Source organism: Bradyrhizobium sp. CCBAU 65884, assembly GCF_028128835.1.
Lineage (GTDB): Bacteria > Pseudomonadota > Alphaproteobacteria > Rhizobiales > Xanthobacteraceae > Bradyrhizobium > Bradyrhizobium ottawaense.
On sequence record NZ_LBJU01000106.1, the window covers coordinates 64019 to 89453 of the forward strand.

General features: G+C 65.0%; 29 protein-coding genes and 1 pseudogene. 13 read left to right on the forward strand and 17 right to left on the reverse strand.

Going from position 1 to position 25435, the window contains the following annotated elements; all coding sequences use genetic code 11:
- Positions 1-194: 194 nt before the first annotated feature.
- From XI03_RS12155 to XI03_RS12175, 5 genes are all read right to left on the reverse strand, one after another.
- On the reverse strand, positions 195-1358 hold the full coding sequence (locus XI03_RS12155; RefSeq protein ID WP_271592271.1) for a cytochrome P450: 1164 nt from the start codon (positions 1356-1358) through the stop codon (positions 195-197).
- Positions 1359-1446: 88 nt separating this feature from the next.
- On the reverse strand, positions 1447-2334 hold the full coding sequence (locus XI03_RS12160; protein ID WP_271592272.1) for a L,D-transpeptidase: 888 nt from the start codon (positions 2332-2334) through the stop codon (positions 1447-1449).
- Positions 2335-2483: 149 nt separating this feature from the next.
- Positions 2484-3272, reverse strand: coding sequence for a helix-turn-helix transcriptional regulator (locus XI03_RS12165; RefSeq protein ID WP_271592273.1), 789 nt, complete (start codon positions 3270-3272; stop codon positions 2484-2486).
- Between the two features lie 118 nt (positions 3273-3390).
- A complete protein-coding gene (locus XI03_RS12170) occupies positions 3391-3744 on the reverse strand; it encodes a DUF2200 domain-containing protein (RefSeq protein ID WP_271592274.1) in 354 nt (117 codons plus the stop codon).
- Between the two features lie 9 nt (positions 3745-3753).
- A complete protein-coding gene (locus tag XI03_RS12175) occupies positions 3754-4959 on the reverse strand; it encodes an LLM class flavin-dependent oxidoreductase (RefSeq protein ID WP_028140224.1) in 1206 nt (401 codons plus the stop codon).
- A gap of 238 nt (positions 4960-5197) precedes the next feature.
- Between XI03_RS12175 and napE the strand changes: the two genes are divergently transcribed.
- The 5 genes from napE to XI03_RS12200 are packed head-to-tail and all read left to right on the forward strand — an operon-like array spanning position 5198 to position 9354.
- Positions 5198-5386: a periplasmic nitrate reductase, NapE protein gene (gene napE, locus XI03_RS12180; protein ID WP_028140225.1), complete on the forward strand. Its 189-nt coding sequence runs from the start codon at positions 5198-5200 to the stop codon at positions 5384-5386.
- 19 nt (positions 5387-5405) lie between these two features.
- Positions 5406-5720, forward strand: a complete 315-nt coding sequence (locus XI03_RS12185; RefSeq protein WP_028140226.1) for a chaperone NapD — start codon at positions 5406-5408, stop codon at positions 5718-5720.
- A gap of 17 nt (positions 5721-5737) precedes the next feature.
- Positions 5738-8242, forward strand: a complete 2505-nt coding sequence (napA, locus tag XI03_RS12190; protein WP_271592275.1) for a nitrate reductase catalytic subunit NapA — start codon at positions 5738-5740, stop codon at positions 8240-8242.
- Positions 8243-8245: 3 nt separating this feature from the next.
- Complete coding sequence (locus tag XI03_RS12195) at positions 8246-8716, forward strand: nitrate reductase cytochrome c-type subunit (RefSeq protein ID WP_028140228.1); 471 nt, start codon at positions 8246-8248, stop codon at positions 8714-8716.
- A complete protein-coding gene (locus XI03_RS12200; RefSeq protein ID WP_028140229.1) occupies positions 8713-9354 on the forward strand; it encodes a NapC/NirT family cytochrome c in 642 nt (213 codons plus the stop codon). Before XI03_RS12195 ends, XI03_RS12200 begins: the two co-directional genes overlap by 4 nt.
- A 73-nt stretch (positions 9355-9427) precedes the next feature.
- Here the strand turns inward: XI03_RS12200 and XI03_RS12205 are convergent, their stop codons facing one another.
- The 8 genes from XI03_RS12205 to XI03_RS12240 are packed head-to-tail and all read right to left on the reverse strand — an operon-like array spanning position 9428 to position 16124.
- Positions 9428-10024 carry a DUF2478 domain-containing protein gene (locus tag XI03_RS12205; protein WP_271592276.1) on the reverse strand — a complete coding sequence of 199 codons (597 nt, stop codon included), beginning with the start codon at positions 10022-10024 and terminating at the stop codon, positions 9428-9430.
- A 5-nt stretch (positions 10025-10029) separates the two neighbouring features.
- Positions 10030-10746, reverse strand: a complete 717-nt coding sequence (locus XI03_RS12210; RefSeq protein WP_063615300.1) for a NapC/NirT family cytochrome c — start codon at positions 10744-10746, stop codon at positions 10030-10032.
- A gap of 7 nt (positions 10747-10753) precedes the next feature.
- Positions 10754-11221, reverse strand: a complete 468-nt coding sequence (locus XI03_RS12215; protein ID WP_038970850.1) for a nitrate reductase cytochrome c-type subunit — start codon at positions 11219-11221, stop codon at positions 10754-10756.
- Positions 11218-12162: a quinol dehydrogenase ferredoxin subunit NapH gene (gene napH / locus XI03_RS12220; RefSeq protein WP_271592277.1), complete on the reverse strand. Its 945-nt coding sequence runs from the start codon at positions 12160-12162 to the stop codon at positions 11218-11220. The genes XI03_RS12215 and napH overlap by 4 nt, the downstream gene beginning before the upstream one ends.
- Positions 12159-12923, reverse strand: coding sequence for a ferredoxin-type protein NapG (gene napG / locus XI03_RS12225; protein ID WP_271592278.1), 765 nt, complete (start codon positions 12921-12923; stop codon positions 12159-12161). Before napG ends, napH begins: the two co-directional genes overlap by 4 nt.
- An 18-nt stretch (positions 12924-12941) precedes the next feature.
- Positions 12942-15491 carry a nitrate reductase catalytic subunit NapA gene (gene napA, locus XI03_RS12230; protein WP_038948467.1) on the reverse strand — a complete coding sequence of 850 codons (2550 nt, stop codon included), beginning with the start codon at positions 15489-15491 and terminating at the stop codon, positions 12942-12944.
- 26 nt (positions 15492-15517) lie between these two features.
- Positions 15518-15853 carry a chaperone NapD gene (locus XI03_RS12235; RefSeq protein WP_173015774.1) on the reverse strand — a complete coding sequence of 112 codons (336 nt, stop codon included), beginning with the start codon at positions 15851-15853 and terminating at the stop codon, positions 15518-15520.
- On the reverse strand, positions 15846-16124 hold the full coding sequence (locus XI03_RS12240) for a 4Fe-4S dicluster domain-containing protein (protein WP_271592279.1): 279 nt from the start codon (positions 16122-16124) through the stop codon (positions 15846-15848). Before XI03_RS12240 ends, XI03_RS12235 begins: the two co-directional genes overlap by 8 nt.
- A 482-nt stretch (positions 16125-16606) precedes the next feature.
- Between XI03_RS12240 and XI03_RS12245 the strand changes: the two genes are divergently transcribed.
- A complete protein-coding gene (locus XI03_RS12245; protein WP_104462595.1) occupies positions 16607-17722 on the forward strand; it encodes an ATP-dependent DNA helicase in 1116 nt (371 codons plus the stop codon).
- A 208-nt stretch (positions 17723-17930) separates the two neighbouring features.
- Here the strand turns inward: XI03_RS12245 and XI03_RS12250 are convergent, their stop codons facing one another.
- Positions 17931-19613 carry a tetratricopeptide repeat protein gene (locus tag XI03_RS12250; protein WP_271592280.1) on the reverse strand — a complete coding sequence of 561 codons (1683 nt, stop codon included), beginning with the start codon at positions 19611-19613 and terminating at the stop codon, positions 17931-17933.
- 257 nt (positions 19614-19870) lie between these two features.
- Between XI03_RS12250 and msrA the strand changes: the two genes are divergently transcribed.
- The 4 genes from msrA (at position 19871) to XI03_RS12270 (ending at position 21816) form a co-directional block, all read left to right on the forward strand.
- Positions 19871-20587: a peptide-methionine (S)-S-oxide reductase MsrA gene (gene msrA / locus XI03_RS12255; RefSeq protein WP_271592281.1), complete on the forward strand. Its 717-nt coding sequence runs from the start codon at positions 19871-19873 to the stop codon at positions 20585-20587.
- Between the two features lie 31 nt (positions 20588-20618).
- A complete protein-coding gene (gene msrB / locus XI03_RS12260) occupies positions 20619-21038 on the forward strand; it encodes a peptide-methionine (R)-S-oxide reductase MsrB (RefSeq protein ID WP_271592282.1) in 420 nt (139 codons plus the stop codon).
- A gap of 106 nt (positions 21039-21144) precedes the next feature.
- Positions 21145-21309: a DUF3309 family protein gene (locus XI03_RS12265; protein ID WP_080670079.1), complete on the forward strand. Its 165-nt coding sequence runs from the start codon at positions 21145-21147 to the stop codon at positions 21307-21309.
- A gap of 213 nt (positions 21310-21522) precedes the next feature.
- Positions 21523-21816, forward strand: a complete 294-nt coding sequence (locus tag XI03_RS12270; protein ID WP_018318374.1) for a hypothetical protein — start codon at positions 21523-21525, stop codon at positions 21814-21816.
- Between the two features lie 280 nt (positions 21817-22096).
- Here XI03_RS12270 and XI03_RS12275 read toward each other — a convergent pair whose 3' ends face one another.
- Both XI03_RS12275 and XI03_RS12280 read right to left on the reverse strand, forming a co-directional pair.
- Complete coding sequence (locus XI03_RS12275) at positions 22097-22651, reverse strand: DUF4112 domain-containing protein (RefSeq protein ID WP_271592283.1); 555 nt, start codon at positions 22649-22651, stop codon at positions 22097-22099.
- A 61-nt stretch (positions 22652-22712) separates the two neighbouring features.
- Positions 22713-23138 (reverse strand): DUF5413 family protein, encoded by a 426-nt coding sequence (locus XI03_RS12280; protein ID WP_028140238.1) that lies wholly within the window; start codon positions 23136-23138, stop codon positions 22713-22715.
- A gap of 142 nt (positions 23139-23280) precedes the next feature.
- Here XI03_RS12280 and XI03_RS12285 point away from each other — a divergent pair, with 142 nt between their 5' ends.
- The 3 genes from XI03_RS12285 to XI03_RS12295 all read left to right on the forward strand — a co-directional run bounded on the left by XI03_RS12285 (position 23281) and on the right by XI03_RS12295 (position 24344).
- A complete protein-coding gene (locus XI03_RS12285) occupies positions 23281-23523 on the forward strand; it encodes a hypothetical protein (protein WP_028140239.1) in 243 nt (80 codons plus the stop codon).
- Positions 23524-23560: 37 nt separating this feature from the next.
- Positions 23561-23791 (forward strand): hypothetical protein, encoded by a 231-nt coding sequence (locus tag XI03_RS12290; protein ID WP_026202008.1) that lies wholly within the window; start codon positions 23561-23563, stop codon positions 23789-23791.
- Between the two features lie 259 nt (positions 23792-24050).
- Positions 24051-24344, forward strand: a complete 294-nt coding sequence (locus XI03_RS12295) for a hypothetical protein (RefSeq protein ID WP_162832256.1) — start codon at positions 24051-24053, stop codon at positions 24342-24344.
- Between the two features lie 64 nt (positions 24345-24408).
- Here XI03_RS12295 and XI03_RS12300 read toward each other — a convergent pair.
- Positions 24409-25435 (reverse strand): annotated as a pseudogene (locus tag XI03_RS12300) (hypothetical protein); the annotation flags it as partial.

The window sequence follows — 25435 nt, forward strand, 5'->3', positions numbered from 1 at the left end:
CCGCGTGCGGCCGTCATCATTCACGTTTCAGGAATGATGGTGCGGGTTATCGGAGGTGTCGAGACGTGCGGAAAAATAGCGATGCGAGCACTGCGCGTGCGGCAGCGCGCATGATTAATCTTTCAAGCGGCCGCGATGATGCAGAGGGATTTTTTCTGCACGCGAATGTGAGAGCCGCACGGATCTGGTCCCGGCTAATGCCATGTCACCGGCAGATTCTGCAGTCCGCGAAACGCCCAGCCGCCGATCCGCACCGGCTCGTCATCGGCGATCTCGATAAGCCTGGCGCGTGCGAACACGGTCGGCAGCGCGACGTCGGCGATCATGGCGCGAGAGGCCCATGCGCCGGCGCAAAAATGCGGGCCGGCGCCGAACGCGACGCTCTTGGTCGTATCACGCCGCACGTCGAACTGGTCCGCGCGCTCAAAATGCCTCTCGTCGCGATTGGCGGAGCCGAACATCAGGAACACACGCTCGTCGAGCTCGAACGAAACGTCGCGGATGCTCCACGGCTTGGCGATACGCCGTGGCGACATGCCGATCGGCGAGATCCAGCGGGCATATTCCTCGAACGCCTCGAGCCAGGTCACCTCGCCCTTGCGCACCAGATCGAGCTGCTCGGGATGGGTCAGGAGCGCCCAGACCGTGCCGGCGATGGCCTTGCGCGGCTCATTCTGGCCGCCTGAGATCGCGAGTTTGACATTTGCCCGCACGCTGTCCATCGGCATGCCGGAGGCCACGAGCACGCCGAGGATGCTCTGGTCCGGGTTCTTCGTGATCACTGGCAGGATATCGTCGATCGCAGCGTCGATGCCCGACGTCGCGGCATGGCAGCGCGCCTCGACGGCGGGATCGCCGGCATAGTTGGCGATGCCCTCGATCATGCCTTGCGACCACGCGTCCATGTCGCCAAAGCCGATATTGGTGAGGCCGGTGATCGACTTCAGGCATTCGCCGGAGAACGGCAGCGCGAAGTCGCGCATGAAGTCGATCCGCCCCGGCGCGATCGCGTCGAGGATGCGGTCGGCATGGGCCTGGAATAGCGCGGTCCAATGCGCCTTCACCGTCTTCGGCGACACCGTCGGAAACATCGCGCGGCGCTCGACCTGGTGCGCCTCGCCGTCCTTGCGCATCATGTTGTGGCCCATCAGCCGGTTCATCAGGCCGGCGGGCTGGTGCGAGGAGAACACGTCGATCTGCTTCTCGGAGATCGAGATGTCGTCGCGGCTGGTCAGCAGGGTCGAGCCGAGCTGCGGCACGAACGCGATCGGCGCTTCTTTCCGCATTGTCGCGAGCATCGGATAGGGATCGGCCCAGAACGCGACAGGGTCGATGTCGATGCGCGGCGCGGTGCTCAAAGCGGCCTCCCCGGATTGTCGTATCCTTCAGGCCAGACTAGCGAACTCCGCGGCCGGCGTCTGTCCCTAGCGATAGGGACGGACCGAGCTACCGGGCCTCGGCGATCTTCGGTCCAGATGGGAGCATCTGCGCGTTGGCTGCCGAGGGCCGGTTCGACGGCGGTGCCGGGTCCGGCGAACGCGATGCGGCGTCGGCCGGCGCTCCCTGGGACGGTCGGCGAGCCGCGGCTGCCGGAAGCACGATCACTTTCGCGCCGACCTTCACCCGTTCATAGAGGTCCGTGACGTCGTCATTGGTGAGCCGGATGCAGCCGGACGAAACGCGCTTGCCGATCGTAGCGGGGTTGTTGGTGCCGTGAATGCGATATTCGGTCTCCCCGAGATACATTGCGCGGGCGCCGAGCGGATTGCCGGGACCACCTGCCATGAAGCGCGGCAGATAAGGCTGGCGCCCGATCATCTCCGTCGGCGGATGCCAATCCGGCCATTCGGCTTTGCGCGCCACGGTCTGCTCACCGGACCACGTGAAACCTTCGCGGCCGACACCGATGCCGTAGCGCATCGCCTGCCTGTCGTTCAGGACGAAATAGAGGAATGTGTTTCCGGTATCGATGATGACCGTGCCCGGTGCCTGGCGGCTGGCATAGTCGACCACCTGCCGCACCAATGCTCCAGGAGCATCAGCGTCGGCTTTGGGCGGTTCGGCCAGAGGCGCCGGAACCGGTGCCGGAATCGGAGCTGCAGCCGGGGCCGGAACCGCCGCTGCGGCATGAACTGGAGGCGCCACGTAGACAGGAGACGACGATGCCCGGGCTTCCTGTGCGGGCGGCTTCCGTACCGGCTGCACGCTCGCCTGGCCGGACAGCAAACCGTACCCCAACGCGGCGACGGCCACGGTGCCAATTGCAACCCTCGCGGCCATCGGGATTGCGAGCGTCTCCGCCTTCCCACGTTTGGCCTTGGCCCGCTTAGCCATATCTTTCTCCAGGGGTCACTGTGCCTGAAGAGGTACCCAGCAAAATTTAAGAAACTTCGAAGCGATGCCGCGCAGACGGGAACCGTTGGCGATGGTTAACGCGGAATTCTTGTTCGGCGACATCAAGAATGGGGGATACCGCTTGATACTCAGTTCAGGCCGTGAGGCCCCGCGAGCAGACCCAGCACGATCGAAAACAATTCGTTCTGCGAGGAGATGCCGAGCCGCTGATAGGCGCGCTTGCGGTAGGTCAGGGTCGAATGCAGGCTGATGCCGAGTTCTTGCGAGATTGCCTCGGAGCTGAAACCGAGCAGGATGCGACGGCAGACCTCCTGCTCACGCGGTGTCAGCGTGGAGAGCGGCGCGCGCGTGGCGAACAATGTGGCGAGGTTCTGGTCAGGCGTCGCGGTCGCGGTCTGCTGGAAATGACGGGCGACGCTGGCGCCGATCGCCGGTGCGATCGCCTGCAGCCGCTCGCGCTGGGCGGCGCTGAAACGGCCCTGGGCCGTGATGCGGTAGAAATTGACATAGAAGCAGGTGCCGCCGGTCCAGATCGCGGTCGCGCATTTGTCGACGATGCCGGACTCGTGGAAGAAGATCTTGCGGTAGCGCGCACCATACATGCGCGGCGCGAACGACGGCAGCATGATCGGCGCAGGGCCCTCACCTTCGAACAGCGCATCACGGTTGGGATCGGATTCATGGAAGTGCCCGGCATAGGCCGCGCCGAGATCGCCGCCGATCGGGATGTTGCCGGCATCGAGCAGGCAGGTCGCGGCACCGGAACGGCTCAGCGCGAACACCATGCAATGGCCGACATCGGCGTGGCGGCGCAGCGTGTCGATCAGGACTTTTGGGAAATCGGAGCGGCCTATGGCGAGCACCGCGGGCGCGATATCGCCTGCCGCTGCAGTTGTGGACGTCCCGCAAGGGCGCATCGTCTTCTCCCTGTCGCTTTTGACGTGGTCTACCAGCAATGGCGGCGCGCCGGAAGGCCGCTCTGCGTGGCAGATTGCGCGAACATCGCTGAGCCGAATGGACGGTAGCCGCTCGAAATCACTTTCTTCGCAGAATCTGGTCCATTGTCTTTCCCCGGGCCAGTTCGTCGATCAGCTTATCCAAGTAACGGATTTCCCGCATCGTTGGCTCCTTGATGTCCTCCACTCGAACGCCACACACCGCGCCTTTGATGAGGGTGCGCGAGGGGTTGATTGCAGGGGCCTCTGCAAAGAAGGTCTCAAAATCCGTCTGTCCTTCCAGTTGGACTTGCAGCTCCTTCGGACCATAACCCGTCAACCAAGAGATGATCTGATCGACCTCGGCCTTCGAGCGCCCTTTCTTCTCCGCCTTCGCAACATATAGCGGGTAAACGCTGGCGAAGCTGATCGTGTAGATCCGGTGCTTTGGCAACAGAGCCCCCTACCCCGCCGCCGCCTTCGCCGGGGCGACACTGATCGCCAGCTTGCCGTAGCGGTCCGTAAAGGCCTCGGTGTCGATCTCCTCCAGCTTGATCTCGCCACTCATCACGCCCTGCTTCCAGGCTGCCTGCGCCGGGTCGTTCTGGAACTCCGGCATCACCTCGCGGCCGAACAGCTCCAGCGATTCGCAGATGTGCTCGTGGCTGTTCTTGCCGGCCTGGTTGAGCAGGATGACCTGGTCGATATGCGAGGACTGGAAGCGCTTCAGCTTCCTGCGGATCGTCTCCGGCGAGCCGATCAGGCCGCCGCGCAGCGCCGCCTCCTGCGCTTCAGGATTGTCGCGCTTCCACTTGTTGTACTCGTCCCACATGTTGACGGTGTAGGGCGCAGGCCGCTGGCGGTTCTGCGAGGCACCGTAGAAGCGCAGCGCGAACTGGAAGAAGGTGGCGCCGTCGGCGCGGGCGCGCGCCTCCTCGTCGGTCTTGGCGCACATGAAGAACGAGACCAGCGCCATGTTCGGATTGATCTGGTAGTCCGCCAGTTTATGCAGCCGCTTGGTCATCGCGTTGTAATAGGCGTGCACCCAGGCATGGGCGGCGTCGGCGCTGACGAACTGGAAGCCGAGCGCGCCAAAGCCGTGACGGCCGGCACGCTCGATGGTCGGCAGTTGCGAGCAGGCCATCCATAGCGGCGGATGCGGCTTCTGCACCGGCTTGGGCACGACGTTGCGCAGGGGGATATCGAAATACTTGCCGTGATGCTCGCTGCCCGCGTCCTTGAACATCGGGAAGATCGCGGCGACGGCTTCCTCGAACACTTCCTTCTTGGTCTCCATATCGCGGCCGAACGGCGTGAGCTCGGTGATGGACGCGCTCTCGCCCATGCCGAACTCGCAGCGGCCGTTGCTGAGCAGATCCAGCACCGCAACGCGCTCGGCAACGCGCGCCGGATGATTGGTGGTGAGCTGCAGGATGCCGTGCCCGAGGCGGATGTTCCTGGTGCGCTGGCTTGCTGCGGCGAGGAAGGATTCCGGTGACGGCGAGTGCGAATATTCCTCGAGGAAGTGATGCTCGACCACCCAGGCGTGGTCGTAGCCGAGCTTGTCGGCAAGCTCCATCTGCGTCAGCGCGTTCTGGTACAGGGCGAGCTCGTCGCCAGCCACCCAGGGCCGCGGCAGTTGCAGCTCGTAGAAGATGCCGAACTTCATGGCGTCGTTCTCCCGCGATTATTGTTGTTAATGGCATCTTAATGAGCGGGGTCGCGCTGTCCATGGCTGCTCGCCATCACGGGCTCGAATCAGCCATGCGAAATGCGACGACTTAGTTGATGCAAGGCGCATTGATCCATGTCAGAATCGGCGGTCTCCGGCGATATAGTTTGACAAGTTCACGGAGCGACGGCCGTAAGCCGTCAAGATCTTAGGCACTGCAAGAGAGAGACCGGATATGCCGGCCCCCGGCGACGACACGACTGGGCGTTTGCGCCAACGGCGCATGGAGATCTTCGCGTTCCTGTTCCTGACGGCGGTCGTGATGCCCGTCCTCGCGGTCGGGACCGTCGGCAGCTACGGGCTGGCCGTGTGGATCTACCAGATGTTCGCGGGCCCGCCCGGCCCGCCTCCGACCCCGCATTGATACCCAGAAAGGCAGGCATATGGCCCAAGCCAAACTCAACCGTCGCGCGCTGATCACGGGACAGGTGCTCGGCGCCGACCGCATCGTGCCCCCGCCCGGGGGCGAGATTGCCAGTATCGTGGTGCAGGCGCGCCCCGAGCATCTCGCCGACGTCGAAGCCGACATCACCGCCCTCGCGGGCTGCGAGATTTACGGCCGCGACGTGCGTGGCAAGCTCGTGGTCGTGGCCGAGGCGCTGGACGCCGGCAGCCTCGGCACCATGCTCAACACCATCCAATCCCTGCGACACGTTTATTCCGCGGCGCTCGTCTTCCACGCCATCGAAACCGCCTAAAGACCGGGAGAGCCATCATGACATCGCCAAAGCTCGACCGCCGCCAGATGCTGAAGCTGGAGGCTGCCGCGATCGCGGCCGCCGCTGCCGGCATGCCGGTCCCGGCGCTCGCCGCCAATCTCGCCGCCGAGCGGGAGGCGAGCGAATTGAAATGGGACAAGGCCGCCTGCCGCTTCTGCGGCACCGGCTGCTCCGTGATGGTCGCCACCAAGGACAACCGCGTGGTCGCGACCCACGGCGACATCAAGGCCGAGGTCAATCGCGGCCTGAACTGCGTCAAAGGCTATTTCCTCTCCAAGATCATGTACGGCCACGACCGCCTGACGCAGCCGATGCTGCGCAAGGCGAACGGCAAATACGACAAGAACGGCGAGTTCACGCCCGTGTCCTGGACCGAAGCCTTCGACATCATGGAGGTGAAGTGGAAGGAGGCGATGAAGAAGCGCGGACCGAACGGCGTCGCCATGTTCGGCTCGGGCCAGTGGACGATCTGGGAAGGCTATGCCGCCTCGAAACTGTTCAAGGCCGGCTTCCGCACCAACAACATCGATCCCAACGCGCGGCACTGCATGGCTTCGGCCGTCGCCGGCATGATGCGCACCTTCGGCATCGACGAGCCGGCCGGCTGCTACGACGACATCGAGGCGACCGACGCCTTCGTGCTGTGGGGCTCCAACATGGCGGAGATGCACCCCATCCTGTGGACGCGCCTCGCCGACCGCCGGCTCTCGGCGCCGCATGTCCGCGTCGCCGTGCTCTCGACCTTCGAGCACCGCTCGTTCGACCTCGCCGACATCGGCATGGTGTTCAAGCCGCAAACCGACCTCTACATTCTCAACGCCATCGCCCATCACATCATCAAGACCGGCCGGGTCCACAAGGACTTCGTCGCCGCACACACCATCTTCAGGCGCGGCCAGACCGACATCGGCTACGGCCTGCGGCCCGAGCATCCGCTGCAGAAGAAGGCGACGGGTGCGGCGAAGGCCAATGACTCCACCGACATGAGCTACGACGAATTCGTCAAGTTCGTCTCGGACTACACGCTGGAGAAAGCGGCGGAGATGTCCGGCGTGCCGCTGAACCGCCTCGAGGCGCTGGCCGAGCTCTATGCCGACCCGAAGACCAAGGTGGTCTCGTTCTGGACCATGGGCTTCAACCAGCACACCCGCGGCGTCTGGTGCAACAACCTCGTCTACAACATCCATCTGTTGACCGGAAAGATCTCCTCGCCCGGCAACAGCCCGTTCTCGCTGACCGGGCAGCCCTCCGCCTGCGGCACCGCGCGCGAGGTCGGCACCTTCTCGCACCGCCTCCCCGCCGACATGGTGGTGACCAACAAGCAGCACCGCGACCACGCCGAGCATCTCTGGCTGCTGCCCGAGGGCACCATTCCCGACAAGCCCGGCGCACATGCCGTGTTGCAGAGCCGGATGCTGAAGGACGGCCTCATCAACGCCTATTGGGTGCAGGTCAACAACAATCTCCAGGCCGGCCCCAACACCAACGAGGAGACCTATCCGGGCTTCCGCAATCCCGACAATTTCATCGTGGTCTCGGACGCCTATCCGTCAGTGACGGCCCTGGCCGCCGACCTGATCCTGCCGACCGCGATGTGGGTGGAGAAGGAGGGCGCTTACGGCAACGCCGAGCGGCGCACGCAGTTCTGGCACCAGCTCGTCAACGCGCCCGGCGAGGCGAAGTCCGATCTCTGGCAGCTCATGGAGTTTTCCAAGCGCTTCAAGATCGAGGAGGTCTGGCCCGAGGACCTGATCGCCAAGAAACCCGAGGTTCGCGGCAAGACCCTGTTCGACGTGCTCTACAAGAACGGCCAGGTCGACAAATTCCCGACCTCCGAGATCGAGGAGGGCTACGCCAACGAGGAATCCAAGGCATTCGGCTTCTACGTGCAGAAGGGGCTCTTCGAAGAATACGCCTCGTTCGGCCGCGGCCACGGCCACGACCTCGCGCCGTTCGAGACCTATCACCGCGAGCGCGGCCTGCGCTGGCCTGTCGTCAACGGCCAGGAAACCAAATGGCGTTTCCGCGAGGGCAGCGACCCCTACGTCAAGCAGGGCACCGAGGTGCAGTTCTACGGCTATCCGGACGGCAAGGCGCGCATCTTCGCCCTTCCTTACGAGCCGCCGGCGGAATCGCCCGACAACGACTATCCGTTCTGGCTCTCGACCGGCCGCGTGCTGGAGCACTGGCATTCCGGCACCATGACGCGCCGGGTGCCCGAGCTCTACAAGGCCTTCCCCGAGGCCGTGTGCTTCATGCACCCGGACGATGCGCAGGAGGCCAAGCTCCGTCGCGGCGACGAAGTGAAGGTGGTCTCGCGGCGCGGCTTCATCCGCGCCCGTGTCGAGACACGCGGCCGCGACCGGCCGCCGCGTGGGCTGGTCTTCGTGCCGTGGTTCGACGAATCCAAGCTGATCAACAAGGTGACGCTGGACGCCACCGATCCGATCTCGCTGCAAACCGACTACAAGAAATGCGCCGTGCGCATCGAGCGGGTGTGAGCCATGATGAAGCGACTTGGCATTGCCGTGCTGGCGCTCGCGATTGCCGCGGGGGCGAGCGCGCTGACCGCGCAGACGCTCAATTCAGGCCTGCGCGGCCCGACCCCGCTTAACGACGAAGGGCCGGCGCCGACGATGCTGCCGAACCGCAACACCTCCGAGAAGGAGACGCGCAACTACCCGGAGCAGCCGCCGGTGATCCCGCATACGATCGACGGCTACCAGATCGACCTCAACGGCAACAAGTGCCTGTCCTGCCATGCCCGCGCGCGCACGGCGGAGTCGCAGGCGCCGATGGTCTCGATCACCCACTTCATGGACCGCGACGGCCAGTTCCTGGCCTCGATCTCGCCGCGTCGCTTCTTCTGCACGGAGTGTCACGTGCCGCAGAACACCGCCAATCCGCCCGTGAGCAACGACTTCGTCGACATCGACACGCTGCTCTCGCGCGCAAGCCCCGGTGGCCGCCGATGAGCGCGACCACGGAGGAGTCCAAGCCCAGGCGCGGCTTCATCGCGCGAACCTGGAGCTTTGTGCTCGAGCTCTGGGGCGTGCTGAGGCGCCCGAGCTCTGTGTTCGCGCTCGGCACGCTCGTGCTCGCGGGCTTCGTGGCGGGCGTCATCTTCTGGGGCGGCTTCAACACCGCGCTGGAACTGACCAACACCGAAAAGTTCTGCACCGGCTGTCACGAAATGAAGGACAACGTCTATGCGGAGCTGAAGTCCACCATCCACTTCTCCAACCGCTCCGGTGTCCGCGCCACCTGTCCGGACTGCCACGTGCCGCACAACTGGACCGACAAGATCGCGCGCAAGATGCAGGCGTCCAAGGAAGTCTGGGGCAAGATCTTCGGCACGATCGACACCCGCGAGAAATTCATGGATCACCGGCTCGAGCTGGCCGCGCATGAATGGGCGCGCTTCAAAGCCAACGATTCACTGGAATGCCGCAACTGCCACAGCGCGGATTCCATGGACATCACGAAGCAGTCGCCGCGGGCCTCGGTTGCGCATCAGCGCTACCTGTTCAGCGGCGAGAAGACCTGCATCGATTGCCACAAGGGCATTGCCCACAAGCTGCCCGACATGCGCGGCGTTCCCGGCTGGCAATAGCGCTTCTGCCCCCGCTTGAACCAGCGGGAGCAATGGCGCCCGCCGGTCCGGCGGGACGAGCCGGGATGCGGCCTCAGGCCACGTGCAGCTGCTCGCTGCCGGCTGGAGGCTGAGCGAGCAGAGCCGCAAGAGCCGCGATCGCCTCCTGGCTCGGCTCCGGCGTTGCCGCGACCGTCCTGAAATACTCGCCGCAGAAATCGGTCCAGGCTTGCTGATTGCCGCTGGGAACGCCGATCACGAGGCTCTTGCCGGACTCGATGCAATGGGCAATCAGGTCGCGCAGCCCTCCGCCTTCCGCCTCGGCCTTGCCGAACTTGTTGAGAAACACGATCTCGGCGTCGGCGAGCTGGGCTTCGACCAGTTGCGCCGCTTCGAGCAGGCGCGGCGTGGACAGACGGCAGGAGGTCGCACCTGCGCCGAGATCCTCGGAGATCGACATCGACCGGCCGGTGGCGAGCTCGTGCAGAACCATGTCGCAGCGTGTGCGACCCGGCTGCGGCACGTCCTCCTGGATCAGGCCGGCCAGGCTCTTGCCCGAGCCGCGAAGCTCGGTGACGAGACCGGCGAACCACCGGTTCACGGCCGGGCCCGAATCATAGACCAGGGCAACGCTGACGGCGGCGGAAGGCAGGGGCGCGCTATCCGCCGTATCGCAGGATTGCTGAAGCATGTCCATCACCTCGCCGCCTTCGCCTTGGCGACGTCGGCATCCTGCAGGAAGTCGATCATGCGCTGCACGGGGCCGACCTCGTCGATATGCTCGAGCATATCGCGATATCCCTCCTGCGCCTTGGGCGGCAGCTTGTGCGCGATGCCCTGGTGGCAATCGATGCAGGTCTTGCCCTGCGCGAACGCGGTCTGGTGCAGCTTGGAGGCGCGCGGCTCCTGCACCGCATACTCCATGTGGTCGAACTTGTGGCAGTTGCGGCACTCACGCGAGTCCGTCGTCTTCATGCCGCGCCACACGCTCTTGGCAAGGTCGATGCGGTGGGCGTTGAACTTCTCGGGCGTGCCGATGGTGCCGAGGATCTTGTGCAGCACCTCGTTCGAGGCCTGGATCTTGCGGACGACCTTGTGGCTCCATTCCTTCGGCACGTGGCAATCCGGACAGCTGGCGCGCACGCCGGTGCGGTTCGAATAGTGAACCGTGTTGCGGTATTCGAGATAGACGTTTTCCTTCATCTCGTGACAGGAGATGCAGAACTGCTCGTTGTTCGTCATCTCCATCGCCCAGTTGAAGCCGCCCCAGAACAGGACGCCGCCGGCGAATGCGACGATGGCGATCAGTCCCCAGGCGTAGCGCGCGGTCGGCGAGAAGAACCATCGCCACAGCCGTTTCAGGCGACCCGGCTGCGCTGCTGCGACGGCGGCAGAAGTGCTGGTGTCCTGCATGTCAGCCTCACTTCGCCTGCGTCGCGTTCTGGAAGATGTTGCCGACCAGCGGCTTCGCGTCGGCCTGCGGCACGTGGCATTGCTGGCAGAAGTAACGCGTGCCGGCGACCTTATCGAGCCGCACGCCCTGGCGGTCGACGTAATGCGTCTCCGAGATCTTCGGCGCGTTGACGCGGGTATTGCCGGGCCAGTCGTGGCAGCCCATGCACGCGTTGTTCTCCGTCGTGATCTGGTAGCCGTCGATCTTGTGGGGGATCAGCGGCGGCTGCTGGCGATAGGCGCGCTCGAAGCCGCTCGCCGGCACGGACTGCTTGGTCACGTCGGGCGGCGCCGACATCTCGGTCAGCGGGGCCTCGCGCAGCGCCTTGGGCTGCTTGGCTTCCTGCGCAAGCGGGCCCGACACCGCGAACGGAATTGCAACTGCGACGGCGACGGCCGCCGCCGCGATCAACGGAATCAGTCGAACAAACGTCATGGGAGGTCCCTTTCAAGGACGGCCGGCTGGGAAGAGACGACGCGCGCCGCTGGCGATGGCGCGGTCATGGAGGGGTCCGGACGCGCCGCATTGCGGCCGCGCAGACCGAGATGAAAGACTTGCTTGGAGCAGACGTCGATGCAGGCTCCGCAGAGCGTGCAATCGCCCGCGATAATGACCGGCGTGGCGCCGCTGCGCTCGCCCCTGAGCGCGGGGCCGATGACATGCGGCTCCGGACAGACGGCGAAGCAATCCATGCAGTCGTTGCAGGCGGCACGGTTGTCGGCGGTGACGCGCAGCCGCGCGACCTTGCCGATCTGGCCGTAGAACGCCCCGACCGGACAGAGATGACCGCACCAGCCGTGCCTGGCGACGAGGAGATCGAACACGAAGATCGCCGCGGTGCCGCCGGCGCCGAACCAGAGACCGAACACCAGCGCGCGATGCAGCGCCGTCACCGGGTTGATCAGCTCCCAGGCGATCGACCCTGATAGTGCGGAGGCCGCGAGCACCGCGCCGACGAAATAGAGCCTGAGCTCCGGGCGGATCTTGGCCGTGAAGGTGATGCCCAGCCGCCGCCGCAGCCAGGCAGCAAGATCGGTCGCTGGATTGACCGGGCAGACCCAGGAGCAATAGGTCCGGCCGCCGAACAGCAGATAGGCGGCGAGCACGATCGCGGCGCCGATCACCGAGAGGCCCTCGGGCCAATGGCGCGCCGCGAGCGATTGCAGCAAGACGAAGGGATCGGTCAGGGGCAGCGTGCCGAGCGTCATCGACGAGGCCAGCGTGCCCTTGGCGATCCAGATGCCCAGAAGCGGCCCCGACAGGAACAGCGCGAGGAAGAACAGCTGGCTCGCCCGCCGCAGCACCAGAAACCGCGAGGCGGCCCAAAGTCCCTTCACCGCGCGCGCTTCGACATAAGGCCTGGCATTCGCCGTCATGGCGTGCCTCCCTCGGGTCTGCGCACCGGCAGCTTGAGCGGCGCGTCGACCAGGGCTCCGCCGGCCCTGGACTTCTCTTCCCAGCCGCGCTTGTAGTGCTCGTCCTGCTTCAGCGCGGCGAGCTCGATCGGCAGCACCTTGATCGCGGCATCGGTCAGCACGCAGGACTTCTCGCACTTGCCACAGCCGGTGCAGGACTCGGCGTGAACGACCGGCTCGAAGATCGCGTGCTTGGTCGTGCGCGCGTTGTGCGAGACCTCGAGCGTGATCGCCTTGTCGATGGCCGGACAGACCCGATAGCAGACGTCGCAGCGCAAGCCCTGCAGATTGAGGCAGGTCTCGCGGCTGGTGATCACCGCGACGCCCATCTTGGCCTTCGCGATGTCGGTCAGCGCATGCTCGAGCGCGCCGGTCGGGCAGGCCTTGACGCAGGGAATGGTGTCGCACATCTCGCAAGGCACGTTGCGGGCGACGTAGAACGGCGTTCCCATCGCGGGCCCGCCGGCCCAGTCCGCGAGCTTCAGGGTGTCGTAAGGACAGTCGCGAACGCACAGGCCGCAACGGACGCAGGCCGCCAGAAAATCCTTCTCGGGCAGCGCACCCGGCGGCCGCAGCGTCTGCGCTGGCTTGGCCCGCGAGGACACGCCGAATGCCGTCAGCATCGTTGCGGCGACGGCTGCGCCGCCGCCGAAACGCGTCATATCCTGCAGCGCCTTGCGGCGGCGCGGATCGCGCGGGATGCCTGAGCTGGAATCCGACATGGCTCGTCCATCGAGGGTTTAGGCCGACGTCACGCGGCAGGCGCACTTCTTGAAGTCGGTCTCCTTCGAGATCGGACAGGTCGCATCGAGCGTGAGCTGGTTGGCGAGCTGGCTTTCGTCGAAGAACGGGAAGTAGACGAGGCCCCGCGGCGGCTTGTTGCGGCCCTTGGTCTCGACCCGCGTGACCACCTCGCCGCGCCGCGTCTGGATCTTCACCGGCTGTCCGCGCAACAGCTTGCGCTCGGCCGCGTCGTCCGGATGCATGAACAGCGTCGCGGCCGGCACGGCACGGTGCAGCTCGGGGACGCGGCGCGTCATCGAGCCGGAATGCCAATGCTCCAGCACGCGGCCGGTGCACAGCCACAGATCGAACTCCTTGTCGGGCGTTTCGGCCGCCGGCTCGAACGGACAGAAGATGATGCGCGCCTTCTTGTCCGGCTTGCCGTAGAACGACACGCCCTCGCCCGGCTTGACGTAGGGATCGTAGCCCTCGCGGAAGCGCCAGAGGGTCTCCTTGTTGCTGACGACCGGCCAGCGCAGGCCGCGCGCCTGGTGATACTGCTCGAAATCCGCCAGATCGTGACCGTGACCGCGGCCGAACTTGGCGTATTCCTCGAACAGGCCCTTCTGCACGTAGAAGCCGAATGCGGCGCTCTCCGAATTGTCAAAGCCCTTCTGGCACTCGGTGATCGGGAACTTGTTCACCTCGCTGTTGGCATAGAGCACGTCGAACAGCGTCTTTCCGCGCACCTCCGGCTTCTTGGCGATCAGCTCCTCCGGCCACACGTCCTCGATCTTGAAGTACTTGGAGAACTCCATCACCTGCCAGAGATCCGAGCGCGCCTCGCCCGGCGCCTTCACCTGCTGGCGCCAGAACTGGGTGCGCCGCTCGGCATTGCCATAGGCGCCCTCCTTCTCCATCCACATCGCCGTCGGCAAAATGAGGTCCGCGGCCAGCGTGGTCACGGTCGGATAGGGATCGGAGACGACGACGAAGGCAGCCGGATTGCGATAACCGGGATAGCCCTCCTCGTTCATGTTCGGGGCCGTCTGCATGTTGTTGTTGCACTGGACCCAATAGGCGTTGAGCTTGCCGTCCTTCAGCATCCGGTTCTGCAGCACGGCATGGTAGCCGATGTTGCCCGGGATGGTGCCCTCGGGCAGCTGCCACACCTTCTCGGCCGTCTCGCGGTGCTTCGGGTTGGTGACGACCAGATCGGCCGGCAGGCGATGGGCAAAGGTGCCGACCTCGCGCGCGGTGCCGCAGGCCGAGGGCTGGCCGGTCAGCGAGAACGGGCCGTTGCCCGGCTCCGAGATCTTACCCATCAAGAGGTGCACGTTGTAGATCATGTTGTTGACCCACGTGCCGCGTGCATGCTGGTTGAAGCCCATCGTCCAGTAGGAGACGACCTTCTTCTTGGGATCGGCATAGAGCTTTGCGAGCCGTTCGAGATTCTCCTTCGGCACGCCCGACATCTTGTGAGCATAGTCGAGCGTATAGGGCTCGAGCAGCCTCTTGTACTCGTCGAATCCGATCTTGTCCTTGAAGCCGGCCGGATCGAGCGCGCCGTCCTTGCCGGCCTTGTGCGAGGCGTTGAGCGCCTTGATCTCGAGCGCGTGCGTCGGCCGCAATCCGTAGCCGATGTCGGTCACGGTCGATGCGAACTCGACGTGCTTCTCGACGAAGTCCTTGTTCGTCGCGCCGGAATTGACGATGTAGTTCTGGATGTAGTTGAGGATCGCCATGTCGCTCTGCGGGGTGAACACCAGCGGATTGTCGGCGAGCTCGAACGAGCGGTGCTCGAAGGTGGAGAGCACGTGGACTTCGCAGCCCTCATGGGTCAGACGGCGGTCGGTCAGGCGCGACCACAGGATCGGATGCATCTCCGCCATGTTCGAGCCCCACAGCACGAACGCATCGGCGTGCTCGATGTCGTCGTAACAGCCCATCGGCTCGTCGATGCCGAAGGTGCGCATGAAGCCGGTGACGGCCGAGGCCATGCAGTGGCGCGCATTCGGATCGAGGTTGTTGGAGCGGAAGCCGGCCTTGTAGAGCTTGGCGGCGGCGTAGCCTTCCCAGATGGTCCACTGGCCCGAGCCGAACATGCCGACGGTCGAGGGGCCACCGGCCTTCAACGCGGTCTTCCATTTCTCGGCCATGAGCTTGAAGGCGTCGTCCCACGAGATCGGCGCGAACTCGCCGTTCTTGTCGAACTTGCCGTTCTTCATGCGCAGCATCGGCTGGGTCAGCCGGTCCTCGCCGTACATGATCTTGGACAGGAAGTAGCCCTTGATGCAGTTGAGGCCGCGATTGACCGGCGCATCGGGATCTCCTTGCGTCGCCACGACCTTGCCGTTCTTGGTGCCGACGATCACGCCGCAGCCGGTGCCGCAGAAGCGGCACACGCCCTTGTCCCAGCGGATGCCGTCGGTCTTGCCCGGCTGCGCGATCGCCGCATCCGGCAGCGTCACACCGATGGTCGAGGCGGCAGCAACCGCTGCGGCTGCCTTCAACGCATCGCGGCGGGTCGCCGTGGCTTCATTTCCGTTCGTCAACTTCGTAACCATCGTCGGTCTCTCCGGCTCAACGAATCTCAAATTGCGGAAGGGCGCGCGTGCGCGCCGGAATTCTGGCAGAGGCCGCCGCAGCAGGCGGCCGGCTCGGTCTCGATCGCGCTCTCGTCGTCGGGCGCATCGAAGGCGTGAAAGATCAGCGAGGCACTGACGACGCCGGGCAGGCGATGCATCGCGGCGATCTGGTCGATCGCCAGCGAGGCCGGCGTATCGACGACGGTCAGCGCGAGCCGGTTCTCGCCGGATGCGGCCTCGAGCTCGACGCCGGGCAGCGCCAGGATCCGGTCCGTCAGACCGCCCGCGGCATCCGGTGCGAGATAGACGGCAACGCCGCAGATGTTGGTGGCTTCAGCCATTGTGCACGACCAGGTTTGCAAGTTCGGATACCAGCGCGATCCGGTCGCGCGGCGCGAGCGCGATGGCTTCGACCGGGCAGACCGGGATGCAGTCGCCGCAGCCGATGCAGGCCGCGGCATCGATGACGGCGCCGAGCTTCTCGCGCGCGAGAATGCGGATGGCGGAATGCTCACAGGCTTCGACGCAGCGACGGCAGACCACGCCGCGTCTTTCGACGCAGGCGCTCGCGCTGGAGACGGTCGCCACCTGTTCGGGGCACGACTCGTTCACGCGCGGCGCAAGCGCGTCGCGGCGGGATGCGAAAGGCAGAACGGCAGAGAATAGTGAGCGTCGCGACATTGGTCTCGGCATATCCGAATCCTCACGGGCAGACCCGTGTTGAGGAATTTTCCAGGAGAATGCGCCCCATCGGGCACATCTCGGTCGACGCCGTTGTCACCGCTGCGGACCATAGGTTCGCGCTGTCCATGTTGCATTGCGCTAGATCAACCGGCGTCGCGAACGCGCGCAAGCAACGATTAACCTGCGGGTCGTTTGCCGCACGAAATTGCGCAAACCGGGCAAGGCGTTTACTTCGCCTTCACCTGCGACGTCACGAGGCGGATTTGCGGCCGCGAGGCGGGCCAGCGGAAGCTGACGACCGCCCGCTGACGCCTCGATCTTCGCTGCTGCATCCGGCTTGAAAGCGGGGGTCGAATGATTAACTTGGGGCGTAGCGAATCGCCGCCTTTTCGCCCTTCCTCAAGACAGATATGGCCAGTTTCACACCGCATCAGGATGCCGCTCTCAAGGCCGTCGGCGACTGGCTGAAGGCCAAGCCGGGCCGCAATGGCACGCCGCCGATCTTCCGCCTGTTCGGCTTTGCCGGCACCGGCAAGACCACGCTGGCGCGGCACATCGCCGACGGCGTCGACGGCGAGGTGAAGTTCGCCGCCTTCACCGGCAAGGCCGCCCTCGTCATGCGCAACAAGGGGTGCGACGATGCCTCCACCATCCACTCCCTGATCTACCGCGCCCGCGAATCCGGCGAGGAGCAGCCGAGCTTCGAATTGTGGGACGACGCGCCGGCCTCGAAGGCGAAGCTGATCGTGATCGACGAATGCTCGATGGTCGACGCCGAATTGGGCCGCGACCTGATGTCGTTCGACTGCCCGCTGCTGGTGCTGGGTGATCCCGCGCAGCTGCCGCCGATCCAGGGCGGCGGCTTCTTCACCAACACCGAACCGGACGCGATGCTGACCGAGGTGCACCGCCAGGCGCAGGACGATCCGATCGTGCGGATGTCGATGGACGTGCGCGAGGGACGCGAACTCGACATCGGCCGCTACGGCGAGAGCGAGGTGGTGTCGCGCAAGGAGCTCGATCCTGACAGGGTCATGGGCGCCGACCAGGTGCTGGTCGGCCGCAACAACACAAGGCGCGCCTACAACATGCGGGTGCGCCAGCGCCAGAACATCGAGGACGTCTTCCCGGTCGCCGGCGACAAGCTGGTGTGCCTGCGCAACAACCGCAAGAAGGGCCTGTTCAACGGCGGGCTATGGCGCGTGAAGTCGCGCAACACCTCGCGCTCGAAATCGCGCATCCTTTCGATGCGGCTGTCGCCCGACGAGGATTTCGGCCACAAGGTGACCAAGGTCTCGGTGCGCGCCGATTGCTTCGAGGGCGGTGTCGAGCAGATCGCCTGGGAGCAGCGCAAGCCCTATGACGAGTTCGACTACGGCTACGTGCTCACCGTGCACAAGTCGCAGGGCTCCCAATGGGACGACGTCGTTCTGTTCGACGAGAGCTTTGCGTTCCAGGACTCAAGGGCGCGGTGGCTGTACACAGGCATCACGCGGGCGGCGAAAAGGTTGAGTATCGTGGTTTAGGTGCCGAGGCCCGAGCCTCGACCTCCGCTGTCGTCCCGGACAAGCGTAGCGAAGCGGAGCGCCGATCCGGGACCCTTACCCACAGGAAGATGATTGACGAAGACTCGGAGTGGGAGTTTTGCCTCACGCTCCTGCCTGGGGTTATGGGTCCCCGCGTTCGCGGGGACGACAGCGGTTATGAGGTGGCGTTGCCGCGCCTCACGCTCAGTTATTTCCCCGCGACAAAATAAAAATCTTCGCGTCCCGGCGGCGAGCCGTAGGTGAACGGCTGCTGCTCGTGCCTGGTGGCGGCCCAGACGTCGTCGCGGATGATGTCGAACAGTTTTCGGATCTCGATCCGGGGCTGCTTGATCTCGCGGGCCAGCGCGGTGGCGAACGGGCTGTTGGCACTGCCGTCGCCGTCCATCGCGGTCTCGCCGTGCTTGGCGGCATAGACCACCATGAAGCCGGCGCCGGGCTCGATGTTGGAAAAGCCCTTGTCGACCAGTTTCAGCGACAGCGTGCGCTGCATGCTCGGCGCGAACGGATTGTCGCGGCAGGCATCCAGGACCACGAGACGCATTTTTCGCGCGGCACCGACCGCGGCGATCACCTGCTCGAGGGCGACCGCCTGGGTCTCGGCGTCCTTGTCGGCGGCGAGCTTGGCGTCGACGGGAACGAGATAGTTCACCCCGCCGATCTCGAAGCCGTGGCCGGCGTAATAGACCACGGCCCAGTCGGCCTTCTCCGCTTCCTCCGCGAAGGCCTTCAACGCGTCAAAGAACTTGTCGCGGGTGAGGTCATTGACGGAAATCACGCTCTGGAAGCCGACGTCGCGCAGCACGCTCGCGATCAGTTTGGAATCGCGCGGCGGATTGGGCAAGGCGTGGACGTTCTTGTAGGCGCCGTTGCCGATCACCAGCGCCACGCGGCGCCCGGTTGCTCCGGCCGGCGCCTGCGGCGTCAGCGCGGCGAGCCGCTCCTGCGCGACGGCACGGGCGCGGGCGACGTCGGGCTCGTCGAACTTCGTCAACGAATAGGCGGCAGCGCGGAAATCGGCGCGCGCTTGCGCGAGATCCTTCTTCCGCTCGTAGATCTGGCCGCGACCGGAATGCGCGCGGATGTTGTTCGGATTGATCTGGATGGCCGTGTTGTAATCCTTCAGCGCGGCGTCGAGGTCGCCCTTCATCATGCTGACGTCGGCGCGGTTGTTGATCGCGAACACGTTTTTCGGCTGCCGCTCGATCAGGCCATTGCAGTCGGCAAGGGCCTGCGCATACTTGCCCATCATGCCGTACGTGATGCAGCGGTTGCTGGCGATCTGCGGCGCGGCCGGGTCGATCTTCTCGGCCTCCGCGAAATCCGCGATCGCGCCGTCGAAATCCTTCATCAGCGTCCGCGCGCGGGCGCGATTGGTCCAGCCGAGCAGGAATTTAGGCGTGTATTTGATCGACAGGCTGAAATCGTCGATCGCGCTTTGCAACGCGCCGCGGCGCGCATAGATGACGCCCCGATTGTTGTAGGGGACACCGTAGGTGGGGCGCTTCTGGAGGGCGAGGTTGTAGTCCGCCATGGCGAGATCGTCCTGGCCCTTGCGCTCATAGGCGAGGCCGCGCAGGTTGAGGGCAATGACGTAATCCGGATCGAGATCGACCGCGATGGACAGGGTCTCGATCGCGTGGTCGTAATCGCGCTTGTTGATCAGCGTGTTGCCGCGCACGGAGAGCGCGATAGCCTTGTCCTTGCCGCTGAGCTTGTCGGCCTTCAGCAGATTGTCGCAGGCGCTCGCGCGGGCCTGGGCCTCCGCCTGGCGGTCGCGGCAGAGGGTGAGATCGTCGGCCTGCGGGTCGGCCACTGCGCTGAACAGGCCGGCGGTCAGGATGACGAGGGTCAGGGAAACGACGCGCAGCATGGGTCAGGCCTGCTCCAGCCAGATTCTTCTTGAGTCGATCATCGATCGCACCGGTTCATCTAGCGCGGAGTTCCCGGTCTCGCCAAGCCGCCGGCGCCCTTCTATCCCGCGCGGCTCATTTCACAGACTCGTGTCCGTCCCGCCGTAACAATCGACGGCTCCGTCCGTACCTCGGATGGTGCGAAAACGCGGCCGGGCAACTGTTCGTCCGGCCCCGACCGCCGTAGACTGTCAGACCTTCCGAAAGAGGATCCGCCATGCGCCGACCTGCCCTCGCCTCCCTGCTCGCCGCAACCACCGCCCTTTCGCTAACCTTTGCGCTGGCCTTTACCGCGCCGTCCCGGGCTGCGGAGGATGCGGTCGTGATCCCCGCCCCAGCCATGGATGCGGCACCCGCGAGCGGGATCCAGACCGCCGTGATCGCCGGCGGCTGCTTCTGGGGCGTGCAGGGCGTCTTCCAGCACACCGCGGGCGTCGTCAACGCGGTCTCCGGCTATGCCGGTGGCACCAAGGCGACCGCCGACTACCAGACGGTCTCGAGCGGCCGGACCGGCCATGCCGAGGCGGTCGAGATCAAGTACGACCCGAAGAAGATCTCCTACGGCAAGATCCTCCAGATCTACTTCTCGGTGGCGCACGACCCGACCCAGCTCAACCGCCAGGGCCCCGACGTCGGCACGCAATATCGCTCGGCCGTCTTCACCACCTCCGACGAGCAGAAGAAGGTGGCGGAGGCCTATATCGCCCAGCTCAACGGCGCCAAGGTGTTCAGCAAGCCGATCGTGACCAAGGTCGGCGCGCTGGAGGCGTTCTACCCGGCGGAGGCCTACCACCAGGACTATCTGACGCTGCACCCGAACCAGCCTTACATCGCCTATAACGACCTGCCCAAGGTCGAGAACCTGAAAAAGCTGTTCGCGGATAACTACATTGAAAAGCCGACGCTGGTGAGTGCCAGCAAGGCCACCAACTGATCGCGAGATCACCGAAACAAACGGGAGACCCATGCCCGACACCAAAATGAAAACCACCGATAACAAGGTCATCAAGAGCGAAGAGCAGTGGCGGCGCGAATTGTCGCCGATGCAGTACGCGGTGCTGCGCGAGAAGGCGACCGAGCGTCCCTTCTCCGGCGAGTATGAGCACGACCACCGCGCCGGCACCTACACGTGTGCCGGCTGCGGCAATGTGCTGTTCGAGTCCGACGCCAAGTTCGATTCCGGCTGCGGCTGGCCGAGCTTCACCCAGCCCGCCGTCGAGAGCCATATCGACGAGGAGCGGGACGTCAGCCACGGCATGATCCGCACCGAGGTGCTCTGCTCCAAATGCAGCGGCCATCTCGGCCACGTCTTCCCCGACGGCCCCGGGCCGACCGGCCTGCGCTACTGCATCAATTCGGCCGCGCTGAAGCTGGAGCCGAAATAAGGTTGCGCGCGGCCTGGTTCCTTCATGGAACCCGGCCGCGCGATGTGCTTTTCTTGTCTGGCGGTGCGGCCGATCATCGCATTTGGCGGCCGCCAGGGAGGATACCATGTCACTCGGGACCGTCCTGATCATCCTGGTGATCATCTATCTGCTCGGCGGCCTGTCCGGCCGCATCGGCGGGTACGGCTATGGGATGGGCCATTCCGGCATGGGCATCGGCGGCGTCGTGCTGGCGGTGCTGGTCGTCCTGCTGCTTCTTGGCAAATTGTAATCCATATAAACCATTGAAATAATTTGATTAATTTCATCCGCGGAGCTGCCATGCGCGGATTCATCATCTCCCATCGCGGGGGTCGCATTTTTGTCAAATCGGCCTATATTAGAGGGCGAAATGGCATGTGCGGCGGGCTCGCTCGATGGCGGCCCCTGCCCTCCCAAACCCCACGCGCTTAAAGCCCCAGAGAAGATCACGAGGTCTTTGACCATGCGTCCACTGCGTCCGTTCAACTTCAACACCTCCGCCGAACTCTTCCCCGCCGCGATCCGCAAGAAGAAGCGCGCAGGCTTCACCTATCGCCGGTTCGGCACCGCGGCCGAAGCCGTGCAGTTCGCGATGGAGCAATTGCCGACGGATTCGCTGAACGGCGCCTATCTCCAGGTCGAGGAAGCGCGTTTCGACCAGAACGGCATCCGCTCGCTCTATGAGAGCGAAGCCTTCCCGTTGCCCCGCCGTCCCAAGCCGGCGCCGGCCGAGACCGACGCCGCCGACGCGGCTTAGGTTTTCGCTGAGCCTTCCGATGTGCGCGGAAAGCGCGACGGCCGAAAGGCTGTCGCGCTTTTTGCGTTTGGGGGGCACGCTCTTGGGGGCACGCTCTGTCGTCTCCCTTGCCCCGTTCTTGCGGGGTCGCGACGAATTTCGTTCGCGCTGAGAGGGGCGGGGTGAGGGGCTGCTTCCGCTATCACGGTGACAGCTGGGACTCGCGGAGAGTCCCCCTCACCCGGAATTTGCTCGCGCAAATTCCGGCCTCTCCCCGCAGGCGGGAAGAGGCAAAGAAGCGCTAAATCCGCGGCTGCTTGTCGAGCCAGCGGCGTAGCAGACGCACGTTGCGCATGTTGGCGCGGAACATCACGTCGAAAGCGTCGCCCGCGAACGGGACCATGCCGACCACGCCGTCGAGCGCGACATTGCCGAGCATGCGGGTGGTGATGTACCAGGGCGCGCCCAACGCGCGGGCCTCCCGCACCAGCCACAGCGAGATCGCCGTGGTGATGATGTCGCCGACGACGGGGATCAGGCCTATCAGCCCGTCGATGCCGTAGCGGATGTTGGTGCCGGGCAGGATGAAGGCGACGTCGAGCAGCTTTGCGATCGCCTCGATCCGCGCGATCCGCTGCTCGCGCGTCAGATTGCCGAACGGACTCCCGGCGAATGGATTGTCCTTGCCAAGCTCGAAACCGAATTCGCGAAACCCCTGCTCCAGCGTCTCGGGGCGGATTTCCCGGCCGTCCTGGTCGATGATCGGCCCGCGTGCATCGGTGCCGGAAGAGGTCGCGCGCGAGCTCCCCGGACGGGATCTGCGTGGAGCTAGGATGTCGTCGTCGGACATGGTCATGGCCTTCAGGGAACGCGCGGACGCGGCTGAGGTTGCTGCGCCGCGTCCGAACGTCGCGCGCTCAGGTCGGCGCCGCCACCGGGTGCGGCTCCTTGATGTATTTATGCACGAGCCAGGACGAAATCACCGCCGGCACGAACCCGACGAGGCCATACAGGATGAACTGCACCGCGCCCGAATCCGGCCCGCGCGAGCTGTAGGTGAGCGAGGCCAGCACGAAGGCGAACAGGCCGACCAGGAGCATCCGCAAGCCCGGGCCGATCCGCCTGACATGGGTCAGGATGTCATCGACTGCGCCGATCATCAGCGAAGGCAGGAAGCCGAACAGATAGCTGTATTGCAGGGTCTTGAAGAACACCGCGAACAGCTTGCCGACCTCGCCGAGACTGGTCTGGGCCCAATAGCCGGACTGATAGGTCGTCGTCAGCAGCAGCAGGAACCCGCCGACGAACGGGCCAACCAGCGCAAACACCAGATAGCGTTTCATCAAACACCTCACGTTTCGCCGGTGTTATAGCAGCGCCGCGGGAACCTTGAATAGCGGGGCGAGCTCTGCCTTTGGAGGAACAAGTGGCAAGGCGACGAGTTCAGACAGGACCTGAATTATCCCTGTCAGATTGGAGCCGCCGATGGCCCGCAGATTTCTCCTGGCGACGATCACGCTGGCAGCCCTGAGTGGCCTGTCGAACGCACCCGCTCTTGCGCAAGGCCACATGGGCTCGCCCCAGGAACAGCAGGCCTGCTCGCGCGACGCCTCGCGCTTCTGCCGCAAGGACCTCGGCAATGACGGCGCCGTGCAGGGCTGCCTGCAAGCCAACCGGGCCAAGCTGTCGCGCTCTTGCAGCAAGGTGTTTCAGAGCCACGGCATGTGAGGACCGCGACCATCCCCAGCGAACGGAGAGTGAAGCCATGTTGCGCGACGAACAGCTCTCGATCCTGCGGGACATCAGCCAGTCCGTTGCCTTCGCCGACGACCGCCACGGCAAGATCGGCGAGCTCATCGCCGACGGCTACGTGATGAAGGACGGCGATTTGTTCGAGCTGACTGCCAAAGGCGTCACCGCCGTCGAGGAACACGCCGCCGCGCTCGGCGCGAGCGATGTGGAACAAGCGAGCGCCTCCTTCGATCGGATGATCTGATCGCGCGCGCACGCTTTGTGCGTGACGTCCACGCAACAATTGTAAATTCCTTTGCGCCTGCCATTGCAGCCGCGTGACAATGGCGCATACTTCGCTCGGGCGGCGCAGCACTTTTCGATTCGAACATCAAGAAATCGAGCGACCACATGCGGGACCAAAGTTCCCGACGTGAAGGCTGTGACATGCGGCAGATCAAGCCGTGTGCGGCGCCCCAAAAACCAAGTGGCTCAAGCTCACGGAACTCGGGGACGCATTCTGCATGACACGCTATCAGACGATCGCTTCGCTGCTTAAGACCACCGCTTCGCTGTTGGCCGTAGCAACCACCGCCATCGCACTCCAGACCTCACCCGGCCTCGCCTTCTCGTCCGAAGCGCAGCAGATGTGCACGGGCGATGCGATGCGGCTGTGCTCAAGTGAGATCCCCGACATTCCCAGGGTCAGGGCCTGCATGGTGCGGAACAAGGCCCAGGTCAGCCCCGGCTGCCGCGCCGTGATGGACCGCGAAGCCGCGGCATCAGCATCGCGCAAGCGGGAAGCGGCGGCGCAATAGTAATCCATGAAGAATGTCATTCCGGGGCGGTGCGCAGCACCGAGCCCGGAATGACAGCAGTACCTCAGTCGCCCCACTGTGCGAAGGCGTCGTTGAAGGCGCGTTCGCCGGGGGCGCCCTTCTCGATGGCGATGATGGCGCGGCGCTGATTGGCATAGACCAGCGGCACGTCGAACCACGAGCGCTCCTTCAGGAGCTGGACGTTGCGGGAGCGGTCGGCGTCGACATTGGACAGGCCGACCAGGAAGAAGCCGTCGGTGACCTTGACCGCGAGGCCGGCGAGCGGCGTGCCGCGCGCCTGCTCGTTCGACTTCATCAGAATGCCCGGCACGTTGGAGACGCTGCCGCCGGGAAAATCCGGCGGCAGGATGAAGGTCAGCTCCGCCGTGTGGCTCGCCGGCAGCGAGGAATCGGTGTTGCGGCGGAACGACATCGTCATCTTGAACTTGCGGTCGGGGATCTCGATGTCGGCACGCACGGCGACGTCGGCCTTCTGGTTGCCCGACGCCTTGATCGGCTCGAGCCGCCACACCACCGAGCCGACATATTGCTTGCCCTTCGGATCGGACGGATCCTCGTCATAGAGCACGACCTTCTGCGCCACCGGCGCGACCGGCTGGTCGCTGGCCGAGGGCTGGCCGACGCGATCCGGAATCTTGGGCTTGCTCTGCGGTTGGGACGGATCCTTCGGCGCCTCCACCACCTGGGTCGGCGAGGACTTGAGCAGGTTGGTCGCGATCTGGACCAGCTGCTTGCCCCAGAGGATGCCGGCGCCGACCAGGATCAGCACGATGCCGACGGCGATCGCACTCTTGAACGGGAAGGCGGAGCGCGTGCGGGCACGCTTCTTGGCGTCGCGCTCGGGCGCGATGCGCGGACGCGGCGACGGCGGCTGCGGCGCGTAGCGCTCGGCCTCCTCGACCGACTCGTCGTAGGAATAGGGCGCGTCCTGCTCGCCGGCGCGGTTTTCCAGGCTCGGCTCGAGCCGGTCGAATTCCGGCGAGGGCGAGGGCACGTTGGCGTAGGTGCGGCGCGCGGCGCGGCTGGCCTGGGCGGCAGCGCCGCCGAGATCGTTGGCGTCGGCCGTGATG